This is a genomic window from Cupriavidus yeoncheonensis, from assembly GCF_905397275.1.
In the GTDB taxonomy this organism is placed as follows: domain Bacteria; phylum Pseudomonadota; class Gammaproteobacteria; order Burkholderiales; family Burkholderiaceae; genus Cupriavidus; species Cupriavidus yeoncheonensis.
This window is the reverse complement of sequence record NZ_CAJPUY010000013.1, coordinates 108,982-134,609: the sequence shown is the minus strand read 5'-3', so window position 1 is coordinate 134,609 and position 25,628 is coordinate 108,982. Positions and strand designations below refer to the sequence as shown.

Below are 25,628 nucleotides of genomic sequence, written 5' to 3'. Positions count from 1 at the left end.
GCACCCTTCGCAGCTCAGGTCGGCGTGGCTTCTTCCGCCGGGACGACATTGAAGCAGCCCCGGTACGTCGCGTAGAACGAGCAGTACAGGATGGCCAGCATCAACAGCGAATAGGGCGTGACCAGGAACGACAGCACGGTCTCTGCGCCGAACGCGCTGAAGAGGGTTTCCAGGAAGAACGGAATCGCCACCAGCAGCACGGCGAATAGCAGCACGTAGGTGAAGAAGGCGCCACGGTTGCGCCAGCACGCGGTCCAGCTGAAGAACATCGCCTTGACGGGCGGCACGCCATGCCATGCCGCCAGCAGCGGCGCGAACCAGAACATCATGGCGATCGGCGTGTAGAGCAGCGCGCCAATCAGCAGCGCGTAGTAAAGCTGGCGCACGGCCTCGGCCGTCAGCGTCTCTTCCTTCAGCAGGATCGGCAGCAGCGCGCTCATGTCCACCAGCGCGCCCGCGATCAGGCTCAGCAGGAACACCAGTGCCGCATAGATGCCACCGAGCACCAGCAGGTGGCGCGTGGCTTCCTTGCCGTTGGTGCGGAATCCCGCTAACAGCACGGTCGGCAGCACGCGCTTGTTCTGGATGACTTCACGGCAGGCCGTCATCACGCCGACCGACAGGCCCGGCGTCACGACCAGCAGCGCGATGATGCCGATCAGCGGCACCACGATGGCCAGTTGCGCCGCGATCAGGTAGATGAACAGCAGCATCAGGAAGGCGAGCGGGTTCTTGCGGAACAGCCAGATGCCCTGGCGGAACCATACGTAGCCTTCCTTGGCGGGGACTTCCAGTAGTTGCATACCAATCAGATCCAGGCAAGCGCGGCGGCGTCCGCGGTCATGGCGAGGCGCCGGCGCAGGATGCGTTCGAAATGGGTGGGGTCATGCGGCTGGAGCATGTCGGCTTCGCGCGGCAGGTAGAAATCCCACAGGCGCGACACCCAGAAGCGCAGCGCGCCCGCGCGCAGCATGTCGCGCCAGTGCGTGGTCTCGCCGGCGCTGAGCGGCCTGACCGCATGATAAGCGCGCACCAGTGCCTGGGCCCGGGCGTTGTCCAGCTCGCCGGTGGCCAGGTCGATGCACCAGTCGTTGACGGTCACGGCCAGGTCGAACAGCCACTTGTCGTTGCCGGCGAAGTAGAAGTCGAAGAAGCCGCCCAGGCGGTGGTGGCCCGTGCCGTCTTCCTCGAACAGCGCGTTGTCGCGGAACAGGTCGCAGTGGCACGGGCCGCCCTGCAGCGCCGCGTAGTCCGCGCTGCCGAAGAAAGCCGTCTGGTGCGCGATTTCCTGCTGCAGCAGCGTGCGCTGCTGCGCGTCGAGGAACGGCACGATCTCCGCTTCGGTCTGCTGCCACCAGGACAGGCTGCGCAGATTGGGCTGCTGACGCGGGTAGTCCTGCCCGGCCACGTGCATGCGCGCGAGCATGTCGCCGACCTGCGCGCAGTGCTCGGCGTCCGGCTTGAGCTGCGACGCGCCCGGCAGGCGCGTGACGATGGTCGCGGGCTTGCCCTTGAGCGCGCGCAGGATCTCGCCGTCGCGCGCCGGGATCGGCGCGGGCACGGTGATGCCGCGTGCGGCAAGGTGCGCCATCAGGTGCAGGTAGTAGGGCAGCTGCGCGAACGTCAGCCGCTCGAAGATGGTCAGCACGTACTCGCGCGTGCAGCCATCCTGCTCCATGGTCAGAAAGAAATTGCTGTTCTCGATGCCGGAGGCGATGCCGCGCAATTCGCGGACTTCGCCAAGGTCGTAGTCAAGCAGCCAGCGGGCGATCTCGTCCTGCGAGACCGTGGTGAATACGGCCATACTCGTCGTGTGATGCGAAACGGAAAGCGGCGGCACAAAGGTGGCCGCCGCCGCGGCAATACTGCCGGAGGACCGGCGCGGCCCGGGCGTGCCCGGGCCGTGGGTAGTCGGAATCAGAACTGCAGGTTGACCGAAGGCACCCGATTGACGTCATGCTCGCGGATCTTCGGCGAGCTGTCTTCCGGCTTGCTCATCTGGTATTTGGTGCCGAACCCGGACTTTACCTGGATATCGGTGGCACGACCCTTGTCGCGGTACTCACGCACTTGCGTGCCGTCGCGCTCATTGAGCTGGAAGCTCGGCTGGCGCGGCTGGTTGATCTGCGACTTGGAGGCCGGCGCGATCGGCTGGTTGTTGATCCGGTTCAGTTCCTGCTGCGTGAGGGCGTTGCTTTCCTCGGCGGGCTGCGCCAGTGCCAGGCCGGGCATGGCCAGCGCCAGCACGGCGGCGGCCAGGGCCAGGCGCGGCGTCCGGGCGGTTGCTGACGCTGCGCCTGCGGGCACGACAGACCGGAGTGAGGGGGAGGTCATCTGGGGCTCCTGTGCAGCACAGCGGTCGATACGGCACGCTGCGCGGCGGAATGGGGCGTTGGCTGCAACCCGGCGGCGTCGGGCTTGGCAAGCGGATACCTCCCATTCTAGCAACTCCTGCCGCGAAAGGGCCGCTGCCGTGGCCTCTGGGGCACCCCGGCAGCGCTGCATCGGGTGGCGCATGCGCCTGTGACGCCGGCCTCCCTTGCACCCCGTTTTGTCTTACAGGTAGAACATTTCTTCCTTGGGCGGGATCGGCTTGTCGCCACCGCGGCGCTCGTAGTACTCGTAGACCGCTTCCAGCACTTCATGCGGCTCGTCGACGATCTTCATCAGGTCGAGGTCGTGCTCGGCGATCAGGCCCATGGGCAGCAGCGTGAAGCGGAACCAGTCGAGCAGGCCCTTCCAGAAGCGGCTGCCGAACATCACCACGGGCACGGAACGCGACTTGCCGGTCTGCACCAGCGTCAGCACCTCGGCGAGTTCATCGAGCGTGCCGAAACCGCCCGGCATGACGATGAAGGCATCGGAGTTCTTGACGAACGTGACCTTGCGCGTAAAGAAATGGCGGAACCGCATGGCAATGTCCTGGTAAGGGTTGCCCTGCTGTTCGTGCGGCAGTTCGATATTCAGGCCGACGCTGGCCGATTTGCCGGCGTGCGCGCCCTTGTTGGCGGCCTCCATGATGCCGGGGCCGCCGCCGGAGATCACGGCGAAGCCGGCATCGGAGAACAGCCGCGCGATTTCGATGGTGCGCTGGTAGTAAGGCGAGTCTTCGCGCAGGCGCGCGCTGCCGTAGATCGAGACTGCCGGCCGGATCTCCGACAGGTACTCGGTGGCCTCGATGAACTCTGCCATAATCGTGAACATTTGCCACGAGGCGCGCGCTTTCTTGGCGGTTGCGCGGTCTTCGTCGGCCAGCGCACGCAGGCTGGGAATCATCTTGCGCGGATTCGCGCGTGAACCCGCCGCGCCATCGGCCGGCGCCTGCGCGGGGTGGCCCGCGGCGGCGGCGTCGGCCGCAGCGGCCACGGCCGCGGCGTGTTCAGCAGCAGCTTCCGGCGGGGGTTGGACGGTATCGCCGGAGATATCGGAAACATCCGGGTCGGCAAGGGGGGCGGTCGAAGCACCGCCTGCTGCAGCACCAGTCAATTTAGAGTCCATGTGAATGTCGGATAGTCCAAAAACACTCTTGCTCGTCGATGGATCGAGCTATTTGTATCGCGCTTATCACGCGCTGCCGGACCTGAGGAATGGTGAGGGTCTGCCCACAGGGGCAATCTACGGCATGATCAACATGCTGCGCAAGCTGCGCAACGATTACCCGGCAGAGTATAGCGCCTGCGTGTTCGACGCCAAGGGCAAGACCTTCCGCGACGACATGTATCCGGCGTACAAGGAGCATCGCCCGTCGATGCCGGAGGACCTGGCGCGCCAGATCGAGCCGATCCACGAGGCCGTGCGCGCGCTGGGCTGGCCGATCGTCGTGGTGGAAGGCGTGGAGGCCGACGACGTGATCGGCACGCTGGCCCGCGAGGCGGGCGTGCAAGGCGTGCGCACGGTGGTTTCCACCGGCGACAAGGACCTGGCGCAGCTGGTCAATGACGACGTCACGCTGGTCAACACCATGAGCGGCGAAGTGCTCGACCCGGCCGGTGTGAACAACAAGTTCGGCGTACCGCCCGAGCGCATCGTCGATTATCTGTCGCTGATCGGCGACGCGGTCGACAACGTGCCCGGCGTGCCCAAGGTTGGCCCCAAGACCGCGGTGAAGTGGCTGGCCGAACATGGCACGCTCGACGCCATCATGGCGAACGCCGCGGGCATCAAGGGCGTGGTCGGCGAGAACCTGCGCAATACGCTGGACTGGCTGCCCAAGGCGCGCGAGCTGGTCACCGTCAAGACCGACTGCGACCTGCGCGCGGCCGTGGCGGATTTCCACGCGCTCAAGGACGTCGGCGAGGACAAGGAAAAGCTGGCGGCCTTCTTCTCGCGCTATGGCTTCAAGACCTGGCTGCGCGACCTGACCGGTGAAAGCCTGCCCGATCCGCGCGCGCAGGCGCGTGCGCGTGCTTCGGCCGCACCCGCGCAGGGCGGGCTGTTCGACGCGCCGGCGGCCACGCCTTCGGCATCGCACGCCGATGCCGCGCCGGCCCAGGAGGATTCCGCCCCGAGCGAAATCCGCTACGAGATGGTGATCACCGACGCCGCCTTCGACGCGTGGATGCAGCGTATCGAAAGCGCGCCGCTGACGGCCATCGACACCGAGACCACATCGCTGGATCCGATGCAGGCGCAGCTGGTCGGCATCTCGCTGTCCGTGGAGCCGGGCGAGGCCTGCTATATCCCCGTGGGACACCGCGGCCCGGACGTGGCCGGCATGGACAATCACGGCCAGCTCTCGCGCGATGCGGTGCTGGCGCGCATGCGCGCGTGGCTGGAGGACGAGAGCAGGCCCAAGCTCGGCCAGAACATCAAGTACGACATGCACGTGTTCGCCAACCACGGCGTGACCCTGCGCGGCATCGCGCAGGACACCATGCTCGAAAGCTACGTGCTGGCCTCGCACCGCAACCACGGCATGGACAGCCTGGCCGAACGCCTGCTGAGCCTGAAGACCATCACCTACGAGGAAGTCTGCGGCAAGGGCGCAAGCCAGATCGGCTTCGACCAGATCGACCTTGCGCGCGCGACGGAATACGCGGCCGAGGACGCCGACGTGACGCTGCGCCTGCACCGCAGGATGTTCCCGCAGGTGCAGGCCGCGCCAGGCTTGCATCGGGTCTATGAAGAGATCGAGATCCCGGTATCCGTGGTGCTGCAGAAGATCGAACGCAATGGCGTGCTGATCGATGCGCAACGGCTCGCCGCACAGAGCGCCGAACTGGGCCAGCGCATGCTCGCGCTGGAGCAGGCCGCGTACGACGCCGCGGGGCAGCCGTTCAACCTTGGCTCGCCCAAGCAGATCGGCGAGATCCTGTTCAACCAGATGAAGCTGCCGGTGGTCAAGAAGACCGCGAGCGGCGCGCCGTCGACCGACGAAGAGGTGCTGCAGAAGCTGGCCGAGGATTACCCGCTGCCCAAGGTGCTGCTGGACTATCGCGGGCTGGCCAAGCTCAAGTCCACCTACACGGACAAGCTGCCCAGGATGGTCAACCCGGACACCGGCCGCGTGCACACCAGCTACGGGCAGGCCACGGCGGTGACGGGCCGGCTGGCATCGACGGATCCGAACCTGCAGAACATCCCCGTGCGCACGGAAGAAGGCCGGCGCATTCGCGAAGCGTTCATTGCGCCGCCGGGCAGCGTGATCGTGTCGGCCGACTATTCGCAGATCGAGCTGCGCATCATGGCCCATATCTCGGGCGACGAGAACCTGCTGCGCGCATTTGCCAACGGCGAGGATATCCACCGCGCCACCGCGGCGGAGATCTTCGGCGTGGAGCGCGAGGCTGTCAGCAGCGAGCAGCGCCGCTATGCCAAGGTGATCAACTTCGGCCTGATCTACGGCATGAGCGCGTTCGGGCTGGCCGGCAACCTGGGCATCGAGCGCGAGGCCGCCAAGCACTATATCGACCGCTACTTCATGCGCTACCCGGGTGTGGCGCAATACATGGAAAGCACACGCCAGACCGCGCGCGAACAAGGCTATGTCGAGACCGTGTTCGGCCGGCGCCTGTGGCTGCCGGACATCAACGGCGGCAGCGGCCCGCGCCGACAGGCCGCGGAGCGCGCGGCCATCAACGCGCCGATGCAAGGCACGGCGGCGGACCTGATCAAGCTGTCGATGATCGCGGTACAGGGCTGGCTGGAACGCGACCGCTTGCAGACGCGCCAGATCATGCAGGTGCACGATGAACTGGTCCTGGAAGTGCCGCAGGGCGAGCTGGAGCTCGTCAAGGTCAGGTTGCCGGAACTGATGTGTTCGGTGGCGCAGTTGCGCGTGCCGCTGGTTGCGGAAGTCGGCACCGGCGCGAACTGGGAAGAAGCGCACTGAGAGCGCGTTGCACACGCAATGAAGAGACGGCCGGGAAGTACCCGGCCGTATTCATTTGCATGCCTTTGAGGCCCTGGAAATACGACACCCGACGTACTGAATGAAGCGACTGCTGAATCGGTAATTGCCGTCTTGCCTACGCTGTTGCGATGCAGCAAACTGGGGGCAAATGCTTAAGAACCCCTTCCTCTTTATGAAATGGGTTCTATCGGCCAGCGTTTCTCAGCAATAAAAGCATCGGGTAGACCATGACCACAGGAGCAGACGGCAGGGCACATCGCATCATCGTTGTAGGAGGCGGGGCAGGAGGACTGGAGCTGGTGACACGGCTGGGCGACAAGCTCGGCAAGAAGGGCGGCGCGCAAGTGGTGCTGGTGGACCGCTTGCCCACGCACATCTGGAAACCGCTGCTGCATGAAGTTGCCGCGGGCAGCATGGATCCCAACACGCACCAGCTCGAATATGCGGCGCAGGCGCGCTGGCACCACTTCGAGTTCCAGCAGGGCGAGCTGACCGGCATCGACCGCGCGCGCAAGACGATCTCGCTCGCGTCGTGCCTGGACCCGGACGGCGGGGAGCTGCTGCCGGCGCGGGAGCTGTCGTACGACACGCTGGTGCTGGCCATCGGTTGCGTGACGCATTTCTTCGGCGTGCCTGGCGCGGCCGAGAATGCGATCGCGCTCGATACCGTCGCGCAGGCCGAGCGCTTCCGGCGCCGGCTGATCGCGGCCTGCGTGCGTGCGCAGAACGGGCGCGGGCGTGTCGGCGAAGACGGGCGGCCGCGCGTGGACGTGGCCATCATCGGCGCCGGCGCGACCGGCGTCGAGCTGTCGGCCGAACTGCGCAACACCGCGCACGTGCTCAGTGCCTACGGGCTGCATCAACTCGATCCGCGCCGCGATGTGCGCATCCATGTGATCGAGGCCGGCCCGCGCATCCTGCCGGCGCTGTCCGAACGCGTCTCGGCCGAGACCACGAAGCTGCTGCACAAGCTCGACGTCGACGTCTTCACCAACGAGCGCGTGACCGAGGTGACGACCGCAGCGGTGTTGACTGCCAGCGGCAAGCGCATCGATGCCGACCTGACGGTGTGGGCCGCGGGCATCACGGCGCCGCCGGTGCTGGCCGCGCTGGGCCTGCCGGTCAGCCGACAGGGTCAGATCCTGGTGCGTCCGACGTTGCAGAGCGAAGGCGATCCGGACATCTTCGCATTCGGCGACTGCGCGAGCTGCGCGTGGCCCGAAAAGCAGACCGCGGTGCCGCCGCGTGCCCAGGCCGCGCACCAGCAGGCAACGTTCCTGTTCGAGGCGCTGCGCGCGCGGCTGGCCGGCAAGCCGCTGCCGGAATTCACGTTCAAGGATTTCGGCTCGCTGGTGTCGCTCGGGCATTTCAGTGCGGTGGGCAGCCTGATGGGCGGGCTGATCGGTGGCTCGATGTTTATCGAGGGGCTGATGGCGCGCTTCATGTACACCTCGCTCTACCGCATGCATGTGCTGGCGCTGCACGGCGCGGTCGGCATGGGGCTCGACACGGTGACGCACTGGCTGCGCAGCAAGACCAGCCCGCGCGTGAAGCTGCACTGAACGGCCCCCGCGTGCGGGCGGGTGCGCGCGACGGCATGTTTGCTTAGAATCGGCGGTTGGCGTCCAGCTGGGGATTCCCCACGCGGGCGCCTAACCTGCAACGATCCTGGAGACATGCATGCTGAAACCCGAAGTGGAGAGCCTGGTACCCGGGCAGACTTTCAATCGCCGCGGCTTCGTCAAGACGGCGCTGGGCTCGGCGTTCGCCGCGGCCACGCTGCCGGTGATGGCGCAGGCGATCAAGACCGACTTCGCGGGCCTGAACGCCGGCGAGGTGACGATCCCTTCGGGCGCCTTCAGCATGCCCGCCTACCGCGCGCAGCCCGAAGGCAGGACGAAGCTGCCGGTGGTGCTGGTGGTCAGCGAGATCTTCGGCGTGCACGAGCATATCGCCGATGTCTGCCGCCGCTTCGCCAAGCTCGGCTACCTGGCCATCGCGCCGGAACTGTTCGCGCGCCAGGGCGACCCGCAGAGCTTCGGCACGATCCAGGAACTGCAGGCCAACCTGATTGCCAAGGTGCCCGATGCACAGGTCATGGGCGATCTGGACGCCGCGGTGGCGTGGGCCGGCGCGAATGGCGGCGACCTGTCGCGGGTCGCCATCACCGGCTTCTGCTGGGGCGGGCGCATTACCTGGCTGTATGCCACGCACAACGAGAAGCTGAAAGCCGCCGTGGCCTGGTACGGGCAGCTGACCGGCCAGCCCACGCCGCTGAAGCCGAAAAACCCGCTGGACCTGGTGGCCCACCTCGATGTGCCGGTACTCGGCCTGTACGGCGGCAAGGACACCGGCATCACGCAGGACCAGGTGGAGAAAATGAAGGCGGCGCTGGCGGCCTCGCCCGATCCGGATGCCAGGGCGTCAAGGATCATCGTCTATCCCGAATCCGGGCACGCCTTCAACGCCGACTACCGCCCCAGCTATCGGGAGGCAGATGCCAAGGATGGCTGGGCGAAGTGCCTGGAATGGTTCCGGCAGCACGGCGTCGCCTGAACAGGCTTGCCGGTGCCGACCGGGCAAGGATTGCAAAGTCGGCGCCGGAATACGTACAATGCGGCCTCCAGTAGTTGCAACATTGTTGCGTTTGCCGTCCGCCTAGCGCCGGGCGGATCCGGCATGCCGCGGGCGCGGCACGGCCGCCCCGGGAGCCCATCATCCACTCGACCCTTCTGTATATCCTGCTCGCCGCCACCATTTCCGGCGTGGGCAGCATTTTCGGCGCCGCGCTGCTGTCGCTGACGATGGCCTCGCGCGTGGTCGAGCGCATGGTCAGCTTCTCGGTCGGCGTGCTGCTGGCCACGGCGTTGCTCCACTCGCTGCCGGAGGCGTTCGAGTCGGGCGCCGATCCGCGTGCGCTGTTCGGCACGCTGCTGGCCGGCCTGCTCGGTTTCTTCCTGCTGGAAAAAATCTCGCTGCTGCGCCATTCGCACCATCATGAGGGCGACGGACACCACCATCACCACGGGCATGACCGCGAGGAGGCCGGCCGCAGCGGCCTGACCATCCTGGTCGGCGACACCTTCCACAACTTTGCCGATGGCATCGTGATCGCGGCGGCTTTTCTGGCCGACCCGCATATCGGCCTGGTCACGGCGCTCGCCATTGCCGCGCACGAAATCCCGCAGGAAGTCGGGGATTTCATCGTGCTGCTCAACGCCGGGTTCTCGAAGGCAAGGGCGTTCGCCTTCAACCTGTTGTCGAGTGTCGCCGCCGTGGCCGGCGGCCTGGTGGGGTATTTCCTGCTCGACCAGATGAGCGGCTGGATTCCCTATGTGCTGGTGATCGCGTCCAGCAGCTTCCTCTACATCGCCGTGAGCGACCTGATGCCGCAGATGCAGCGCAAGCCGCGCTGGCGCGAGTCGGCCATCCAGGTGGTCCTTGTGGCCGCCGGTATCACGGCGATCGTCTTCATCACCAATGGCGTCCACGAGCGCCATGCCCATGCCGGCCATGGCCGCGCTGCGCCGGCGGCGGTGGCCGCCGACTGAAGCTTCAGCGCAGGCTCAGCCCGCGGCGCCCGTCGCAACCGGGCGAGCCGCATCGGCGCACCATTCGCTCCACGAGCCCGGGTACAGCGCGGCGCCCTCCAGGCCGGCAACTTCGAGCGCCAGCAGGTTGTGGCAAGCGGTGACGCCCGAGCCGCATTGCATCACGGCGTTCGCCGCAGCATGCTGGCCCAGCACTGCCGCAAATTCGGCACGCAGTTCGGTGGCCGGCTTGAAGTGGCCTTCCGCCGTCAGGTTGTCCTTGAAGAAGCGGTTCGCCGCGCCGGGAATGTGCCCGCCGACGGGGTCCAGCGTCTCGTTCTCGCCGCGGAAGCGGTCCGGTGCGCGCGCATCCACGACCAGCCGCGTCGGCCGGTCCAGATTCTCGAGCAGCGCGGCAGCGTCCACGGTGGCAACCAGGGGCTGGCCGCGCTCGAGATTGCCCGGGGTCTCGGGTTCCGGCGTCGCGCCATGTTCCAGCGGCAGTCCCGCCTTGATCCAGGCGGGCTTGCCGCCATCGAGCACGGTCACGGCAGCATGGCCGATCCAGCGCAGCATCCACCACAGCCGGGCGGCGTACATGCCGCCTTGCGCGTCATAGGCGACCACTTCGGTGTCGCCGTTCACGCCGAGCGCGCGCAGGCGGGCGGCAAAGGCGTCAGGGTCGGGCAGCGGGTGGCGGCCGTTGCGGCCCGTCTTCGGTCCCGACAGCTCGTTGTCGAGATGCAGATAGAACGCGCCGGGCACATGGCCCTGCTGGTAGGCTTCGCGGCCGGCGGCCGGGTTGGCCAGGTCAAAGCTGCAGTCGATGACGACCACGTGGCGCCCGGGCGCGGCCTGCAAGGCCTGCAGCGCGGCGACGGAGATCAGCGGGTTTGGCATGGGGCTCCTGAGGCAAGCGATGTTTCCGGAAAATGCTACACCTCCGGATGCACTTCCGCCTCCGGCGATTTGACCGGCGTATCCGGCGTCGGCGCGTGGCCGGAATCCTGGCGCGCGCGGGCGAGCGTGGTGGCGATGCCGCTGGCAATGATCAGGCCCATGCCCAGCCAGGAGAGCCAGTTGAGCCGGTCCGACCAGATCAGCATGCCCCAGATACTGGAAAACACGATGCCGGCGTACTGCAGGTTGGCCGTGAGCAGCGTATTGCCGCGCTTGTAGGCGCGCGTCATGGCGGTCTGGCCGAGCGTGGCCAGGATGCCGATGGCGACCAGCAGGCCCGCGCCGTGCCAGGTGTGTGCGCTGGGCCCGGAATACAGCATCCAGACCAGTCCGACCACCAGGCCCACGGCCGAGAAGTAGAAGACGATGCGGTGCTCCGGCTCGCCGAGCTGTCCGAGCTGGCGGACCTCGACATAGGCCAGCGCGGTGAACATGCCGGAAATCAGGCCGATCAGGCCACCGGTGAGCTGGTCCTTGCCCACCGACGGCTGCAGCAGGAACAACACCCCGGCGAATGACATCAGGATGGCTACGATCAGCTTCTTGTCCGCATTTCCCGCAGTGCCCGCGAGCGCGGCACTGGCGCCCAGGATCAGTGCGATCCACACCGGCGACATATAGTTCAGCGTCATGGCCGTGGCCAACGGCAGCAGGGTGATGGACGTGAACCACAGCAACAGCGCGGTCACGCCGAACACGCTGCGCTTGATGTGCGTCAGCATGTGCGGCGTGCGCACCGACACGCCCTGCGACGCCATCAGCGCCCACATGATGGCGACGCCGATCACGCTGCGGTAGAAGACGATTTCGCCGGTGGTGTAGAACTCGGATGCCAGCTTGACGCCCACCCCCATCAACGAAAACGAGAAGGCGGCAAACAACATCCAGAGCGATTGCATGGCGAGGGAGGAGGCGGATCGAAATGGCGCGCGAGCGGGGCTCGGGCGGGGCTTTATGGTGCGGCGGTCCCGCGTCGCGGATCGGGGCGGTGAGGCGGGGCGGTGAGGAGGGGCCTCGACCGAGCAGCCATTGTAGCGTGCGTTGTGACGCCGCCAACGCAGAACGGACCGCCTGGGCGGTCCGTTCCTGTTTGCCTTGTGCGGTAATCGCCCGCCGGGTCAGCCCTGGTAGGCCATGGCGCGCCGGTACCACTCATGGAAGTGCTGCATGCCGTCCTCCATGGGCGACTGGTACGGGCCGACCTCGCTGGTGCCACGCTTGTGCAGCGCCAGGCGGCCGGCATCCATGCGTTCGGCGATCTCGTCGTCCTCGATGCACGTTTCCATGTAGGCGGCGCGCTCGGCCTCGACGAATTCGCGCTCGAACAGCGTGATTTCCTCGGGGTAGTAGAACTCGACCACGTTGCGGGTCTTGCGCGGCCCCATCGGGTGCAGCGTGGAGACCACCAGCACATTGGGGTACCACTCCACCATGATGTTGGGGTAGTACGTCAGCCAGATCGCGCCGTGCTTGGGCAGCACGCCGTTGTTGAAGCGCAGCACCTCTTCGTGCCACTTCTGGTACGTCATGCTGCCGGGCCGCTTCAGGCCGGCGTGCAGGCCCACGGTCTGCACGCTGTGCCACTCGCCGAACTCCCACTTCAGGTCGTCGCACGAGACAAAGCTGCCCAGTCCCGGGTGGAACGGCACGACGTGGTAGTCCTCCAGATAGACCTCGATAAAGGTCTTCCAGTTGTAGTTGCACTCGTGGACCTCGACGTGGTCGAGCAGGTAGCCCTCGAAGTTCAGGTCCTCGGCCACGCCCAGCCTGGCCAGGTCGGCGCGCACGTCGCGCTTGCCGTCGAACAGCAGGCCGTTCCAGTTCTGCAGGGGCGAGCGCTTCAGGTGCAGGCAAGGCTGCTGGTCGAAATGCGGCGCGCCGAGCAGCTCGCCCTTCAGATCGTAGGTCCAGCGGTGCAGCGGGCAGACGATGTTCTTCGAATTGCCCTTGCCGTTGAGCATGATGGCCTGGCGATGACGGCAGACGTTGGACATCAGCTCCACGCCGGCCGCGTTGCGCACCAGCATGCGACCTTCGTCCTCGGCCTTGAGGGTGTGGTAGTCGCCTACCTCCGGGACCATCAGTTCGTGGCCGACATAGCCCGGACCATTCCTGAACAGCAGTTCTAGTTCTTGTTGATACAACGCCTCATCGAAGTAAACATCAACGGGCAGTTGCGTATCAGCCGGCGCCAGCTTGAGCGCGGTGCTGAGATTGGACATTATCCCCACTCCCAGATAACAGGTGAAAGCAGTGAACAACCCAACCATCGAAAAATGAATCGATTTGGGAAACACTTGTCGACCGCTTTGCGGGCCTGGCAGGGCCATCGCGGACAGCGGCGACGAGCCGGGGATTGTACCCTACCCCAAAAAGTTAAGGGCCTGATTTTTCTGCCTTTTTAGCGAAAAAGTCGACCCGGGTCGTCTTCTGGGTGCCGTACCGGGCGCATTCGGAAAGACGACCCGAGCGCACAAGTCACATTCGGGAAAAAGTGCAGGTCCGGGTGACGGATTCGCCTGGCACCGGAGTGGGGCGGGAGCCAGCTTTGGCGTAAAATCCGGGCTTCCCACTGATCCAGGGCCTGACATGCCAAGAACCACGACCGATCCGGTCCAGACCGAAGACACTGCGGCAGGCTCCGCGCCGCCCGCGTCGTATGAAGCGGCGATGGCCGAACTGGAAACGCTGGTGGCCAGCATGGAAAGCGGCGAGCTGCCGCTGGAAGCCTCGCTGGCGGCCTATCGCCGCGGCGCCGAACTGGTCCGCTATTGCCAGCAGAAGCTCGAACGCGTGGAGCAGCAGGTCAGGGTGCTGGAAGGCGACGTGCTGAAACCCATGGCAGCTGACGCCGGAAACGCCAACGGCCTGGAGCAGGAATGAACGATTTCGCAAGCTGGATGCGGGTGCAGGGCGCCCGGACCGAGACCGCGCTGGACCAGGCGTTGCCAAATCCCGACACCGTGCCGCATACACTGCACGAGGCCATGCGCTATGCTGTGCTCGGCGGAGGCAAGCGCGTGCGGCCGCTGCTGGTGCATGCCGCCGGCGACGTGACGGGTGCGAGTGCCGAGGCCTGCGATGCCGCGGCCTGCGCGGTGGAAATGATCCACGCCTATTCGCTGGTGCACGACGACATGCCCTGCATGGACGACGACGACCTGCGCCGCGGGCGACCGACCGTGCACAAGGCCTATGACGAGGCCACCGCGCTGCTGGTGGGCGACGCGCTGCAGACCCAGGCCTTCATCGTGCTGGCCCGGGCGCAGGCGGTACCGCCCGAGGCGCGGCTGAAGCTGGTGGCCGAACTGGCCGTGGCGTCGGGCTCGGTCGGCATGGCCGGCGGGCAGGCCATCGACTTGCAGAACGTCGGCAAGGCCATGTCGCGGGAGGCGCTGGAAGCGATGCACCGCATGAAGACCGGTGCGCTGCTGCGCGCCAGCGTGCGCATGGGCGCGCTGTGTGGTGAAATCGACGCGCAGGGCCTGGCGGCGCTGGACCGGTACGCCGCGGCTGTGGGATTGGCGTTCCAGGTGGTAGACGATATTCTGGACGTCACCGCCGATACCGCCACGCTGGGCAAGACCGCGGGCAAGGACGCCGCGCACGACAAGCCGACCTATGTCTCGCTGATGGGGCTGGAAGCGGCGCGCGCGCTGGCGGCTGAACTGCGCCAGTCGGCGCACGACGCCTTGGCCGGATTCGGCGCGCGGGCGACTCGCCTGGCCGATCTGGCTGACCTGATCGTGCTGCGCACACATTGAACTGACAAGCCGGACAGCAGAAACCGGCGGCCGAACGGACATCATGACCTACGCACTGCTCAAAAAGATTGACGCCCCCGCAGACCTGCGCAAGCTCGACCGGCGCGAATTGCGGACACTGGCCGATGAACTTCGCGCCTATGTGCTGGAGTCGGTCTCGCAGACTGGCGGCCACCTCTCGTCGAACCTCGGCACGGTGGAACTGACCATCGCGCTGCACTACGTCTTCCATACGCCCGACGACCGCGTGGTCTGGGACGTGGGCCACCAGAGCTATCCGCACAAGATTCTGACCGGCCGGCGCGACCGCATGAACACGCTGCGCCAGTTCGGCGGCATCTCGGGCTTCCCGCGCCGCAGCGAAAGCGAGTACGACACCTTCGGCACGGCGCATTCGTCGACCTCGATCTCGGCCGCGCTGGGCATGGCGCTGGGCGCGCGCACGCTCGGCGAGAAGCGTGTGTCGATCGCCGTGATCGGCGACGGGGCGATGACCGCGGGCATGGCCTTCGAGGCCTTGAACAATGCCGGCGTCTACAAGGACCTGCCGCTGCTGGTGGTGCTGAACGACAACGACATGTCGATCTCGCCGCCGGTGGGCGCGCTCAACAAGCACCTGGCGCGGCTGCTGAGCGGCCAGTTCTATGCGGCCACCAAGAAGGGCATCGAGAAGGTGCTGTCGGTGGCGCCGCCGGTGCTGGAATTCGCCAAGCGTTTCGAGGAACACGCCAAGGGCATGATGGTGCCGGCGACGCTGTTCGAAGAGTTCGGCTTCAACTACATCGGGCCGATCGACGGCCATGATCTCGATTCGCTCGTGCCGACGCTGCAGAACATCCGCAAGCGCGCACTCGAGGGCGCGGGCCCGATGTTCCTGCACGTGGTGACCAAGAAGGGCCAGGGCTACAAACTGGCCGAGGCCGATCCGATCCTCTATCATGGCCCGGGCAAGTTCAACCCGGCCGAAGGCATCCGCCCGGCCGCCAAGCCGGCGCGCAAGACCTATACGCAGGTCTTCGGCGAATGGCTGTGCGACATGGCCGCCGCCGACAAGCGCCTGGTCGGCATTACGCCGGCGATGCGCGAGGGCTCGGGCATGGTCGAGTTCGAGAAGCGCTTCCCGGAGCGCTACTACGACGTCGGCATCGCCGAACAGCACGCGGTGACGTTCGCGGGCGGCATGGCTTGCGAAGGCCTGAAGCCGGTCGTGGCGATCTACTCGACCTTCCTGCAGCGCGGCTATGACCAGCTGATCCACGACGTGGCGCTGCAGAACCTGCCGGTGGTGTTCGCGCTGGACCGTGCGGGCCTCGTGGGCGCCGACGGTGCCACGCACGCCGGTGCCTACGACATCCCCTACCTGCGCTGCATCCCCAACATGATGGTGATGACGCCGTCCGACGAGAACGAGTGCCGTCAGTTGCTGACGACCGCGTTCCACCAGGATTGCCCGACCGCCGTGCGCTACCCGCGCGGCGCCGGCCAGGGCGTGGCCACCGAGGCCGCGCTCAAGGACGTGCCGGTCGGCAAGGGCGTGATGCGCCGCAGCGGCGGTGCGCGCGCCGGCCAGCGCGTGGCGCTGCTGGGCTTCGGCTCCATGGTGCACCCGGCGCTTGGCGCCGCGCAGGCGCTGGACGCATCGGTGGCCGACATGCGCTTCGTCAAGCCGCTGGACGTCGAACTGGTCAAGCGCCTGGCCAGCGAGCACGACTATCTGGTGACGGTGGAAGAGGGCAGCGTCATGGGCGGCGCTGGCAGCGCCGTGCTCGAGGCGCTGGCCGAAGCCGGCCTCGACATCCCGGTGCTGGTGCTGGGCCTGCCCGACCGCTTCATCGACCATGGCGACCCGGCCCTGCTGCTGTCGCAGTGCGGGCTCGACGCCGCCGGCATCGAGCGTTCCGTGCGCGAACGCTTCGGCATTGGCCAGGCGCCCGTCGCGATCGCTTCGCGCGTGGCCTGACACGGCACGGGTCCGCTGATCACCCGTACGATCTGTAAGGGTACGGAGCCGCTTCCGGCGGCTCCGTGTGAATTCCCTTAAACTCCCCGTTTTTGTGTTCGCAGCTGCGGGTCGGCATGAGTTCTGCCGGCGCCGTGGTTTCACACTCGTTGCGCGGCATGGATGGACTGCGAAAATGCCGCGACCGTAAGGGCTTGCGCCACCCCCTGGTGCGGTCCTGGAGGAAACCGTAGATGAATGACATCAATCCCGCCTTCGTGATGCCCGACGTCCAGTCGAGCCGTGACACCCGCCAGATCCCCATCCAGCGTGTCGGGGTCAAGGGCGTACGCTACCCGATCTCGCTGAAGACGCCGGCCGGCGTGGTCCCGAGCGTGGGCACCTTCAACCTCGACGTGCACCTGCCCGCCGAGGTCAAGGGCACGCATATGTCGCGCTTCGTCGCGCTGCTGGAGGAAGAGCGCGCCCCGCTGGAGCTGGCCAGCTTCCGTGTGCTGCTCGACAAGATGCTCGAAAAGCTCGAAGCCGAAGCCGGCCGCATCGAAGTCACGTTCCCTTACTTCATCAGCAAGATCGCGCCCGTGTCGGGCGTGGAGTCGCTGATGGACTACGAGGTCACGCTGACCGGCGAGATCCGCAACGGCGCAACGCGCGTGTTCCTCAAGGCGCTGGTGCCGGTGACGAGCCTGTGCCCGTGCTCGAAGAAGATCTCGCAATACGGCGCGCACAACCAGCGCTCGCACATCACGATGAACGTGGAGCTTGCCGGCGAACTGCCGGTGGAGGCGCTGGTGCGCATGGCGGAAGAAGAGGCCTCGTGCGAGCTGTGGGGCCTGCTCAAGCGGCCCGACGAGAAATTCGTGACCGAGCGCGCCTACGAAAACCCGAAGTTCGTGGAAGACCTGGTGCGCGACATCGCCATGCGGCTCAATGCCGACGAGCGCATCGTGGCCTATGTGCTCGAAGCCGAAAACTTCGAGTCGATCCACAACCATAGTGCCTACGCGGTAATCGAACGCGACAAGCGGCTGGAGCCGACGGCGTAAGCCCGTCTCCGCGCAAACAAGAAAGGCCACCGCGAAGGTGGCCTTTCTGCTTTTCTGCGCGGGGGAACCGTTCAGGCGGCGTTCAGGCGGCCGATGGTGCGGCAGATGGTGCGGCAGATGGTGCGGCAGAAGGCAGCCGGATATCCGACAGATCCCAGCGCGGCGTCACGCCATAGCCGTAGCTGTGCTGCGCGAGCTGCGGCGCGGCCTGCAGGCGCATGGCGCCGGCGAAGGCGATCATCGCGCCGTTGTCGGTGCAGAAGGCCAGGTCCGGGTAATAGACCTCGATCCTGCGCTGCTTGCCAAGCTGGTTCAGGCGTTCGCGCAGCTGGCGGTTGGCGCCGACGCCACCGGCTACCACGAGCCGCTTGTGGCCGGTCTGCTTGAGGGCGGTCATGGACTTGACGGCCAGCACGTCGACGATGGCGTCGACGAAGGCGCGCGCCAGGTTGGCGCGGTCCTGCTCGCAGGTGTTGGCGAGCTTGCGCGTCTGCGTCAGCACGGCGGTCTTGAGGCCGGCAAACGAAAAATCCAGGTTGCCCGAATGCAGCATCGGCCGGGGCAGCTCGAACGCGCCGGGCGTGCCGAACTCGGCCAGGCGCGAGACCTCGGGGCCGCCGGGATAGCCGAGGCCGAGCAGCTTGGCGGTCTTGTCGAACGCTTCGCCGGCGGCGTCGTCGAGGGTCTCGCCGAGCAGGGCATAGTCGCCGATGCCCTTCACTTCCATCAGCTGGGTGTGGCCGCCGGAAACCAGCAGCGCCACGAACGGGAACGGCGGCGGCTCGCGCGTGAGCAGCGGCGACAGCAGGTGGCCTTCGAGATGATGCACGCCGATCATCGGCACGTTCAGCGCGAAGCCCAGCGCATTGGCGACCGAGGCGCCGACCAGCAGCGCGCCGGCCAGTCCCGGGCCTTGGGTGAAGGCGATGGCATCGATGTCGGCGCGGGCGCGGCCGGCATCGTCCAGCACCTGCTGCAGCAGCGGCAATACGCGGCGGATATGGTCGCGCGAAGCCAGTTCGGGGACCACGCCGCCGTAGTCGCGGTGCATGGCGATCTGTGAATGCAGGGCGTGGGCGAGCAGGCCGGCTTCCGTGTCGTAGAGCGCGAGGCCGGTTTCGTCGCAGGAGGATTCGATGCCGAGGACAAGCATGAGGGAACGGTGCGGCGCTCCGATCCGGTCGGGATCCGGTGGAAACAGCCGTCAAAACAACGGGTTGCGTGAAGCCTAGGAGGGTAGCACAGCGGCGGCCGGGCTGCTTTTCGCTACAATCTGCGCTTTCCTGCGTGGCAGGGTCTGGATTGGCGAGGATTGGGATGAGCGGTTCGGCGGGCTTGCAGGCGGGCCGGTATGACGTGGCGGTGCTGGGCGCTGGCGCGGCCGGCATGATGTGTGCCGCCGTGGCGGGCCAGGGCGGCGCGCGCGTCGTGCTGATCGACCACGCCACGCGGCTGGCCGAGAAGATCCGCATTTCCGGCGGCGGGCGCTGCAATTTCACCAACCTGCAGGCGGGACCGGCCAATTACCTGTCGGCCAATCCCCACTTCTGCCGCTCGGCGCTGGCGCGCTACACGCCGCAGCACTTCCTGGACCTGATGCGGCGCCACCGCATCGACTGGCACGAGAAGCATCGCGGCCAGCTGTTCTGCAATGACAGCGCCGAAGACGTCATTGCCATGCTGCGCGCCGAGTGCGATGCCGGCCACGTGCGCTGGCAGACCGGCTGCAGCATCGTCGAGATCCGCCGCGAGGGTGACGATTACCTGCTGCTGACCTCGCAGGGCACCGTGCGCGCGGGCGCGATCGTGGTGGCTACCGGCGGCCTGTCGATCCCCAAGATCGGCGCCACGGACTTCGGCTACCGCATTGCCCGCCAGTTCGGCCTGAAGGTCTTGGAAACCCGGCCGGCCCTGGTTCCGCTGACCTTCGACGGGCAGGCCTGGCAGCCGTTTGTGCCGCTGGCGGGGGTGTCGCTCGAAGTCGATATCTCCACCGGCTCCGGCAAGACCGCCGGCGCGTTCCGCGAAGACCTGCTGTGGACGCACCGCGGCCTGTCCGGTCCGGCGGTGCTCCAGATCTCGAGTTTCTGGCAGCCGGGTGCGCCCATCGAGATTGACCTGTTCGACGGCGAGGATGCCGCCGGCTGGCTGCTGGAGCAGAAGGCGGGCAGCCGCAAGCACCTGGGCAACCTGCTGGCGCAGCGCCTGCCGGCGCGGCTGGCGGACGCATGGTGCACGGCCGCCGGCGTGGACGGCAGCCTGCCGCTTCATGACATTGCCGACAAGGCGCTGCGGCGCCTTGGGGCGGCGCTGAACGACTGGCGCCTGGTGCCGTCCGGCACCGAAGGGTATCGCAAGGCCGAAGTGACGCTGGGCGGGGTGGACACGCGCGGACTGTCTTCCGCAACCATGATGGCGCGCGAGGTCCCGGGGCTCTATTTCATTGGTGAAGTGGTCGACGTGACCGGCTGGCTGGGGGGCTACAACTTCCAGTGGGCCTGGGCTTCCGCCGTCGCGGCCGGACAGGCACTGGCCGAGACGGCACGCCACGGCCGCGCCATGGCTTGAATGCGACGTCGGAGGCACGGCGCCGGGCGTCCTGCCGCACTGAGGCATGGTGCTACAATCGACAACTCTGCATGACTGGCTCTACGAAAAGCGCATCGGTACCGTAGCCAGGTGCTGCCGAATAAGTGTACTGACGGCGCCCGCCTTTGCGCGCAGGCCCGCTGTGGCCAGGCCGCGGCGGGTTTTTGCGTTTCTGGCTTGCGGCCGCCGCCCGCCAACCCGTTTCCGGAAGATCACGATGTCCCTCAAAGCCCGAATCAGCGACGACATGAAGGCCGCCATGCGCGCCCGCGAAACCGAGCGCCTCGGCACCATCCGCCTGCTGCTGGCGGCGATCAAGCAGCGTGAAGTCGACGAGCGCATCGAGCTGGACGACACCGCTGTGCTGGCGGTCGTGGACAAGATGCTCAAGCAGCGCAAGGACTCGATCACCCAGTTCCAGCAGGCAGGCCGTGACGACCTGGTGCAGAAGGAGCAGGCTGAGGTCGAGGTGCTCAAGGTCTATATGCCCGCCGCGCTGTCCGACGCCGAAGTCGCCGCCGAAGTCCAGCAAGCCGTCGCGGATACCGGCGCCGTCGGTCCGCAGGACATGGGCAAGGTCATGGGCGTTCTCAAGGCGAAGCTGGCCGGCCGTGCCGACATGACCGCCGTTTCCGCGTTGGTCAAGGCGGCACTTACCAGGTAAGTGCGCGTTTAACTCAGTTGCGTGAAAATCGCCGGTAGATGGATGGGATTGGCCGGCGATGCAGATAGTGCGGGCGTGGTGTCGTGCCTACACTACAATTATTCGATAGCAGCCGGGAGCATTTCCGGTCACGCATTCTTAAAAAGCGGCTGCCCGGCCACGGGACGGCCATGCCATCAGGACGGTCAGTCGGGTGATTCCGCAATCCTTCATTCAGGACCTGCTCAACCGTGTCGACATTGTCGATGTGGTGGGCAAGTATGTGCAGCTGAAGAAGGGCGGCGCCAATTTCATGGGGCTGTGCCCCTTCCATAACGAGAAGTCGCCGTCTTTCACGGTATCGCCGACCAAGCAGTTCTATCACTGCTTCGGCTGTGGCGCGCACGGATCGGCGATCGGCTTCCTGATGGAGTATTCCGGGCAGTCCTATCCGGAAGCGGTGCGTGAACTTTCCCAGTCGGTCGGCATGACCGTGCCCGAGGAGCGCGACCGCCTGCCCCCGGGGCAGCGCGCGGAGCAGCAGGCGCGCTCGGTGGCCCTGTCGGATGCCATGACGCGCGCCACCGATTTCTACCGCCGCCAGTTGCGCGGCGCACCGCAAGCCATCCAGTACCTGAAAGGGCGCGGCCTGACCGGCGAGATCGCGGCCAGTTTCGGCCTTGGTTACGCGCCGGATGACTGGCAGGGCCTCGAAGCCGTCTTTGGCAGCTACCGCGACGACGGGATCGCGGCCCCGCTCGTGGAAGCCGGCCTGCTGATCGAGAGCAGCGAAAAGCGCGATGCGGACGGCAAGCCGCGCCGCTATGACCGGTTCCGCGATCGCATCATGTTCCCCATCCGCAACACCAAGGGCGCCGTGATCGGCTTCGGCGGGCGCGTCATGGGGCAGGGCGAGCCCAAATACCTCAACTCGCCCGAGACGCCGCTGTTCAGCAAGGGCACGGAGCTGTACGGGCTGTTCGAGGCGCGTCATGCGATCCGGGAAACCGGCTACGTCCTCGTGGTCGAAGGGTATATGGACGTGGTGGCGCTGGCGCAGCTCGGGTTCGCCAATGCCGTGGCGACGCTGGGCACGGCGTGTACTCCCGTGCACGTGCAGAAGCTGCTGCGGCAGACGGATTCGGTGGTGTTCTCGTTCGACGGGGACGCGGCCGGCCGCCGTGCCGCGCGCCGGGCGCTGGAAGCCTGCCTGCCGCATGTCGCGGACAACAAGGCCATTCGCTTCCTGTTCCTGCCGGCTGAGCACGACCCGGACAGCTATGTGCGCGAAGAGGGTACCGAGGCGTTTGCCGCACAAGTGCGCGATGCCATGCCATTGTCGCGCTTCCTGCTGCAATCGGTGACGGAAGAGCTGGACATGCGCCAGCCCGAAGGCCGCGCCCGGGCGCAGTATGAGGCCAAGCCGCTGCTGCAGGCCATGCCGGCCGGCGGCCTGCGGCTACAGATCATCCGCGGACTTGCCGATGCTACTGGCACGACGCCCGCCGAAATCGAGGCGCTCTGCGGCCTGCGCAGCGACCCCGCCCGCGCCGGCCGCTTCGCCCAGCCGCGGCCGCGCGCCCGGCGCCAGGCGCCGACCGGGCTGGAGCAACGCGTGCTGCAGTTGCTGATGTGCTATCCGGCACTGTCGGCGCGGCTTGACGAGGACAGCCGCGCACTGCTGCTCGGCTCGGAGGGCGGGGAGGCCGAGGTGCTGGCGCATCTGGTGGCCGCCTGCGACGAGGTGGAGGGCCAGGTGAATTTCGCGGCATTCAGCGAGCACCTGGCGCAATCGCCGTATGCCGAGGCGTATGCAGCAGCACGCACCGCGGTGCTGCGCGAAGAGATTGAAGAGGAGCCCGCGACACAGGAGTTCGACGCCGCCGTCACAAAGCTGCTGGCCGAACCGCTGAGCCGCGAGCTGGACAGGCTTCAGGCCGCCGTGATCGCGGGCACCGCCGACGATGCGGCCAAGCAGCGCATGCGCTGGCTGGTCGGCGAAATCCATCGCCGCAGGCGGCATGGCTAGCGCGCGATGCGTGCTGCCGATGGTGCATTTGGAGGTTGCAGCAGCGAAGATGTAGGGGTCTGAGCCGATGCGGTATCGAGCTTAAGCCTTGATTTTTCAGGTGAAACCCATACCTGACAGGAAGCTGGCTATCTGTGGCGTGCTACAATAGCCGGTTTGGATTGCGAAATCTTTCTCTCCAGATCTGGTGAAAGTGAGCGTGCCAATGGCAAAGGCCAAAGCAACCGAAAAGGTTTCCGTAAAGGCTCCCCAATCAGGGAGCGGCAAGGCGTCTGTGAAATCAGCGGCGGCGAAGACATCGCCCGCGCCAGTCAAGACGCCAGCCCGGTCTGCGCCATCAAAGTCCGCGCGAGGCGCCGAATCGCCCGCCGTGACCACTGCCACCAGGAATCGCACATCTGAAACGACAAAGGCCTCGACCTCGGCACGCGAGAGCGGCAAGAGCGCCAGTACCAGCGGCAAGGTCGCCGTATCTGCACCAGTGAAAGGCAAGAGTATCACCGTGGCGAAACAGCAGAATACCGAAGTCGAGAGCAAACAGGCGGCAGCAGCCGGTGCCAAGAGCGCAGGCGCCAAGGCGGGCGCCGCTGCGCCCGCGCCCAAGGCGCGCGCCGCGTCTGCCGCAGCCGTTGCACCCGAGCGTCCCGCAGCGCCGGCGAGCAAGCCCGAGCCGAAAAAGCGCGGCCGCAAGCCCAAGGCCGAGACGCAGCACGACGACAGCACGACAGACCACGTGACCGAAGAGCTTGACGAGAGCGAGATCCGCGCTGCGACACCTGCCGCGGCACCGAAGTCCGAAAAGCAGAAGGCCAAGGACCGCAAGGCCAAGGAAAAGGCCCTGCTCAAGGAGTTCGCCTCGACCCAGCAGGGCACCGAGGAAGAGCTCGAGCTGCGCCGCCAGAAGCTCAAGGCGCTGATCAAGCTCGGCAAGTCGCGCGGCTATCTCACCTACGCGGAAATCAACGATCACCTCCCGGACGACATGGTCGATTCGGAGACGATCGACACGCTCGTCGCCACCCTGAACGACATCGGCATCGCCGTGTACGAACAGGCGCCGGACGCCGAAACGCTGCTGCTGAACGACAACGCGCCGTCGGCCACCAGCGAGGAAGAGGCTGAAGAAGAAGCCGAAGCCGCGCTGTCCACGGTGGATTCGGAATTCGGCCGCACCACCGACCCGGTGCGCATGTACATGCGTGAAATGGGCACGGTGGAGCTGCTCACGCGTGAAGGCGAAATCGTGATCGCCAAGCGTATCGAGGCGGGCCTGAAGGACATGGTGATGGCCATTTCCGCCTGCCCGGTCACGATCTCGGAGATCCTTGCCAATGCCGAGCGCGTCGCCAGCGACGAGATCAAGATCGACGAATTCGTCGATGGCCTGATCGACCCGAACGCCGACGACGTGGCGCACGACGCCGCGGGTGCATCGGCGGCGGACGAAGAGGATCTGGAGTCGGATGAAGAAGAGGACGCCGACGAGGAAGACGAAGACGACGACGCTGCCGGCGCCGGCGCTTCGGCGCGCCAGCTGGAAGAGCTGAAGCAGTCCGCGCTCGAGAAATTCCGCGTCATTGCCGAGCAGTTCGACAAGATGCGCCGCGCCTTCGAGAAGGACGGCTACAACTCGAAGCCCTACATGAAGGCCCAGGAAGCGATCCAGGCCGAGCTGATGGGCATCCGCTTCACCGCGCGCAGCGTCGAGCGGCTGTGCGATACGCTGCGCGGCCAGGTGGACGAAGTGCGCAAGCTGGAACGCGCCATCCTGAACAACGTGGTGGACAAGTGCGGCATGCCGCGCGCGGATTTCGTCGCCCGCTTCCCGGGCAACGAGACCAACCTTGAGTGGATCAACACGGTCATCGCCGACGGCAAGCCGTACAGCACCATCGTCGAGCGCAACGTACCCGCCGTGCACGAGCTGCAGCAGAAGCTGATCGACCTGCAGTCACGCGTGGTGCTGCCGCTCAAGGAACTCAAGGGCGTCAACCGCAAGATGGCCGAGGGCGAGAAGCGCGCGCGCGAAGCCAAGCGCGAGATGACCGAGGCCAACCTGCGCCTGGTGATCTCGATCGCCAAGAAATACACCAACCGCGGCCTGCAGTTCCTCGACCTGATCCAGGAAGGCAACATCGGCCTGATGAAGGCCGTGGACAAGTTCGAATACCGCCGCGGCTACAAGTTCTCGACGTACGCCACGTGGTGGATCCGCCAGGCCATCACGCGCTCGATCGCCGACCAGGCGCGCACCATCCGCATCCCGGTGCACATGATCGAGACGATCAACAAGATGAACCGCATCTCGCGCCAGATCCTGCAGGAAACCGGCAATGAGCCGGATCCGGCAACGCTGGCCGAGAAGATGGAGATGCCGGAAGACAAGATCCGCAAGATCATGAAGATCGCCAAGGAGCCGATCTCCATGGAAACGCCGATCGGTGACGACGACGACTCCCATCTGGGCGACTTCATCGAGGACACCAACACGCTGGCTCCGGCCGAAGCGGCACTGCACGGCTCCATGCGCGGCGTCGTCAAGGACGTGCTGGACTCGCTCACGCCGCGCGAAGCCAAGGTGCTGCGCATGCGCTTCGGCATTGAAATGAGCACCGACCACACGCTGGAAGAGGTCGGCAAGCAGTTCGACGTCACGCGTGAACGGATCCGCCAGATCGAAGCCAAGGCACTGCGCAAGCTGCGCCACCCGAGCCGCTCGGACAAGCTGAAGAGTTTCCTGGAAGGCAACTAAACG

Annotated in this window: 21 protein-coding genes; 12 read left to right on the top strand and 9 right to left on the bottom strand. The window is 66.4% G+C overall.

Annotated elements, in window-relative coordinates:
• Positions 1 to 14 precede the first annotated feature (14 nt).
• The 4 genes from KHO22_RS18830 to KHO22_RS18815 all read right to left on the bottom strand — a co-directional run bounded on the left by KHO22_RS18830 (position 15) and on the right by KHO22_RS18815 (position 3,498).
• Complete coding sequence (locus KHO22_RS18830) at positions 15 to 803, bottom strand: BPSS1780 family membrane protein (RefSeq protein ID WP_211948680.1); 789 nt, start codon at positions 801 to 803, stop codon at positions 15 to 17.
• 5 nt (positions 804 to 808) lie between these two features.
• The gene (locus tag KHO22_RS18825; protein ID WP_211948679.1) at positions 809 to 1,804 is read right to left on the bottom strand and encodes a homoserine kinase; all 996 of its coding nucleotides are present in this window, start codon (positions 1,802 to 1,804) and stop codon (positions 809 to 811) included.
• Positions 1,805 to 1,917: 113 nt separating this feature from the next.
• Complete coding sequence (locus tag KHO22_RS18820) at positions 1,918 to 2,334, bottom strand: hypothetical protein (protein WP_211948678.1); 417 nt, start codon at positions 2,332 to 2,334, stop codon at positions 1,918 to 1,920.
• A 222-nt stretch (positions 2,335 to 2,556) separates the two neighbouring features.
• Positions 2,557 to 3,498, bottom strand: a complete 942-nt coding sequence (locus tag KHO22_RS18815) for an LOG family protein (protein ID WP_230426925.1) — start codon at positions 3,496 to 3,498, stop codon at positions 2,557 to 2,559.
• Positions 3,499 to 3,502: 4 nt separating this feature from the next.
• On the opposite strand from KHO22_RS18815, the gene polA reads away from it, so the two are divergent.
• The 4 genes from polA to KHO22_RS18795 all read left to right on the top strand — a co-directional run bounded on the left by polA (position 3,503) and on the right by KHO22_RS18795 (position 9,903).
• The gene (gene polA, locus KHO22_RS18810) at positions 3,503 to 6,331 is read left to right on the top strand and encodes a DNA polymerase I (protein WP_211948677.1); all 2,829 of its coding nucleotides are present in this window, start codon (positions 3,503 to 3,505) and stop codon (positions 6,329 to 6,331) included.
• Between the two features lie 248 nt (positions 6,332 to 6,579).
• On the top strand, positions 6,580 to 7,914 hold the full coding sequence (locus tag KHO22_RS18805) for an NAD(P)/FAD-dependent oxidoreductase (protein ID WP_211948676.1): 1,335 nt from the start codon (positions 6,580 to 6,582) through the stop codon (positions 7,912 to 7,914).
• A 118-nt stretch (positions 7,915 to 8,032) separates the two neighbouring features.
• Positions 8,033 to 8,908, top strand: coding sequence for a dienelactone hydrolase family protein (locus KHO22_RS18800; RefSeq protein WP_211948675.1), 876 nt, complete (start codon positions 8,033 to 8,035; stop codon positions 8,906 to 8,908).
• A gap of 176 nt (positions 8,909 to 9,084) precedes the next feature.
• Positions 9,085 to 9,903: a ZIP family metal transporter gene (locus KHO22_RS18795; protein ID WP_230426932.1), complete on the top strand. Its 819-nt coding sequence runs from the start codon at positions 9,085 to 9,087 to the stop codon at positions 9,901 to 9,903.
• A 15-nt stretch (positions 9,904 to 9,918) separates the two neighbouring features.
• Here KHO22_RS18795 and KHO22_RS18790 read toward each other — a convergent pair whose 3' ends face one another.
• The 3 genes from KHO22_RS18790 to KHO22_RS18780 all read right to left on the bottom strand — a co-directional run bounded on the left by KHO22_RS18790 (position 9,919) and on the right by KHO22_RS18780 (position 13,064).
• The gene (locus KHO22_RS18790; protein ID WP_211948674.1) at positions 9,919 to 10,782 is read right to left on the bottom strand and encodes a sulfurtransferase; all 864 of its coding nucleotides are present in this window, start codon (positions 10,780 to 10,782) and stop codon (positions 9,919 to 9,921) included.
• Positions 10,783 to 10,817: 35 nt separating this feature from the next.
• On the bottom strand, positions 10,818 to 11,741 hold the full coding sequence (locus tag KHO22_RS18785; RefSeq protein WP_211948673.1) for a DMT family transporter: 924 nt from the start codon (positions 11,739 to 11,741) through the stop codon (positions 10,818 to 10,820).
• Positions 11,742 to 11,960: 219 nt separating this feature from the next.
• Complete coding sequence (locus KHO22_RS18780) at positions 11,961 to 13,064, bottom strand: aromatic ring-hydroxylating oxygenase subunit alpha (RefSeq protein ID WP_211948672.1); 1,104 nt, start codon at positions 13,062 to 13,064, stop codon at positions 11,961 to 11,963.
• A 367-nt stretch (positions 13,065 to 13,431) separates the two neighbouring features.
• Between KHO22_RS18780 and KHO22_RS18775 the strand changes: the two genes are divergently transcribed.
• The 4 genes from KHO22_RS18775 to folE2 all read left to right on the top strand — a co-directional run bounded on the left by KHO22_RS18775 (position 13,432) and on the right by folE2 (position 17,612).
• Entirely contained in the window at positions 13,432 to 13,725 is a 294-nt protein-coding gene (locus tag KHO22_RS18775) for an exodeoxyribonuclease VII small subunit (protein ID WP_211948671.1), read from the top strand.
• Positions 13,722 to 14,606, top strand: coding sequence for a polyprenyl synthetase family protein (locus KHO22_RS18770; RefSeq protein ID WP_211948670.1), 885 nt, complete (start codon positions 13,722 to 13,724; stop codon positions 14,604 to 14,606). The genes KHO22_RS18775 and KHO22_RS18770 overlap by 4 nt, the downstream gene beginning before the upstream one ends.
• A gap of 43 nt (positions 14,607 to 14,649) precedes the next feature.
• Positions 14,650 to 16,566 (top strand): 1-deoxy-D-xylulose-5-phosphate synthase, encoded by a 1,917-nt coding sequence (dxs, locus tag KHO22_RS18765; RefSeq protein WP_211948669.1) that lies wholly within the window; start codon positions 14,650 to 14,652, stop codon positions 16,564 to 16,566.
• Positions 16,567 to 16,799: 233 nt separating this feature from the next.
• Positions 16,800 to 17,612, top strand: coding sequence for a GTP cyclohydrolase FolE2 (gene folE2 / locus KHO22_RS18760; protein WP_211948668.1), 813 nt, complete (start codon positions 16,800 to 16,802; stop codon positions 17,610 to 17,612).
• Between the two features lie 82 nt (positions 17,613 to 17,694).
• Here the strand turns inward: folE2 and tsaD are convergent, their stop codons facing one another.
• Entirely contained in the window at positions 17,695 to 18,765 is a 1,071-nt protein-coding gene (tsaD, locus tag KHO22_RS18755; RefSeq protein ID WP_211948667.1) for a tRNA (adenosine(37)-N6)-threonylcarbamoyltransferase complex transferase subunit TsaD, read from the bottom strand.
• A gap of 164 nt (positions 18,766 to 18,929) precedes the next feature.
• Here tsaD and KHO22_RS18750 point away from each other — a divergent pair, with 164 nt between their 5' ends.
• The 3 genes from KHO22_RS18750 to dnaG all read left to right on the top strand — a co-directional run bounded on the left by KHO22_RS18750 (position 18,930) and on the right by dnaG (position 22,873).
• Positions 18,930 to 20,180, top strand: a complete 1,251-nt coding sequence (locus KHO22_RS18750) for a BaiN/RdsA family NAD(P)/FAD-dependent oxidoreductase (protein WP_211948666.1) — start codon at positions 18,930 to 18,932, stop codon at positions 20,178 to 20,180.
• 238 nt (positions 20,181 to 20,418) lie between these two features.
• The gene (locus KHO22_RS18745; protein ID WP_211948665.1) at positions 20,419 to 20,865 is read left to right on the top strand and encodes a GatB/YqeY domain-containing protein; all 447 of its coding nucleotides are present in this window, start codon (positions 20,419 to 20,421) and stop codon (positions 20,863 to 20,865) included.
• 193 nt (positions 20,866 to 21,058) lie between these two features.
• Complete coding sequence (gene dnaG, locus KHO22_RS18740; protein WP_211948664.1) at positions 21,059 to 22,873, top strand: DNA primase; 1,815 nt, start codon at positions 21,059 to 21,061, stop codon at positions 22,871 to 22,873.
• 96 nt (positions 22,874 to 22,969) lie between these two features.
• Here the strand turns inward: dnaG and KHO22_RS18735 are convergent, their stop codons facing one another.
• Positions 22,970 to 23,365 (bottom strand): hypothetical protein, encoded by a 396-nt coding sequence (locus KHO22_RS18735; protein ID WP_230426924.1) that lies wholly within the window; start codon positions 23,363 to 23,365, stop codon positions 22,970 to 22,972.
• On the opposite strand from KHO22_RS18735, the gene rpoD reads away from it, so the two are divergent.
• Positions 23,355 to 25,625, top strand: a complete 2,271-nt coding sequence (gene rpoD, locus KHO22_RS18730) for an RNA polymerase sigma factor RpoD (protein WP_211948663.1) — start codon at positions 23,355 to 23,357, stop codon at positions 25,623 to 25,625. The two genes, KHO22_RS18735 and rpoD, sit on opposite strands and share 11 nt — an antisense overlap.
• Positions 25,626 to 25,628: the final 3 nt, after the last annotated feature.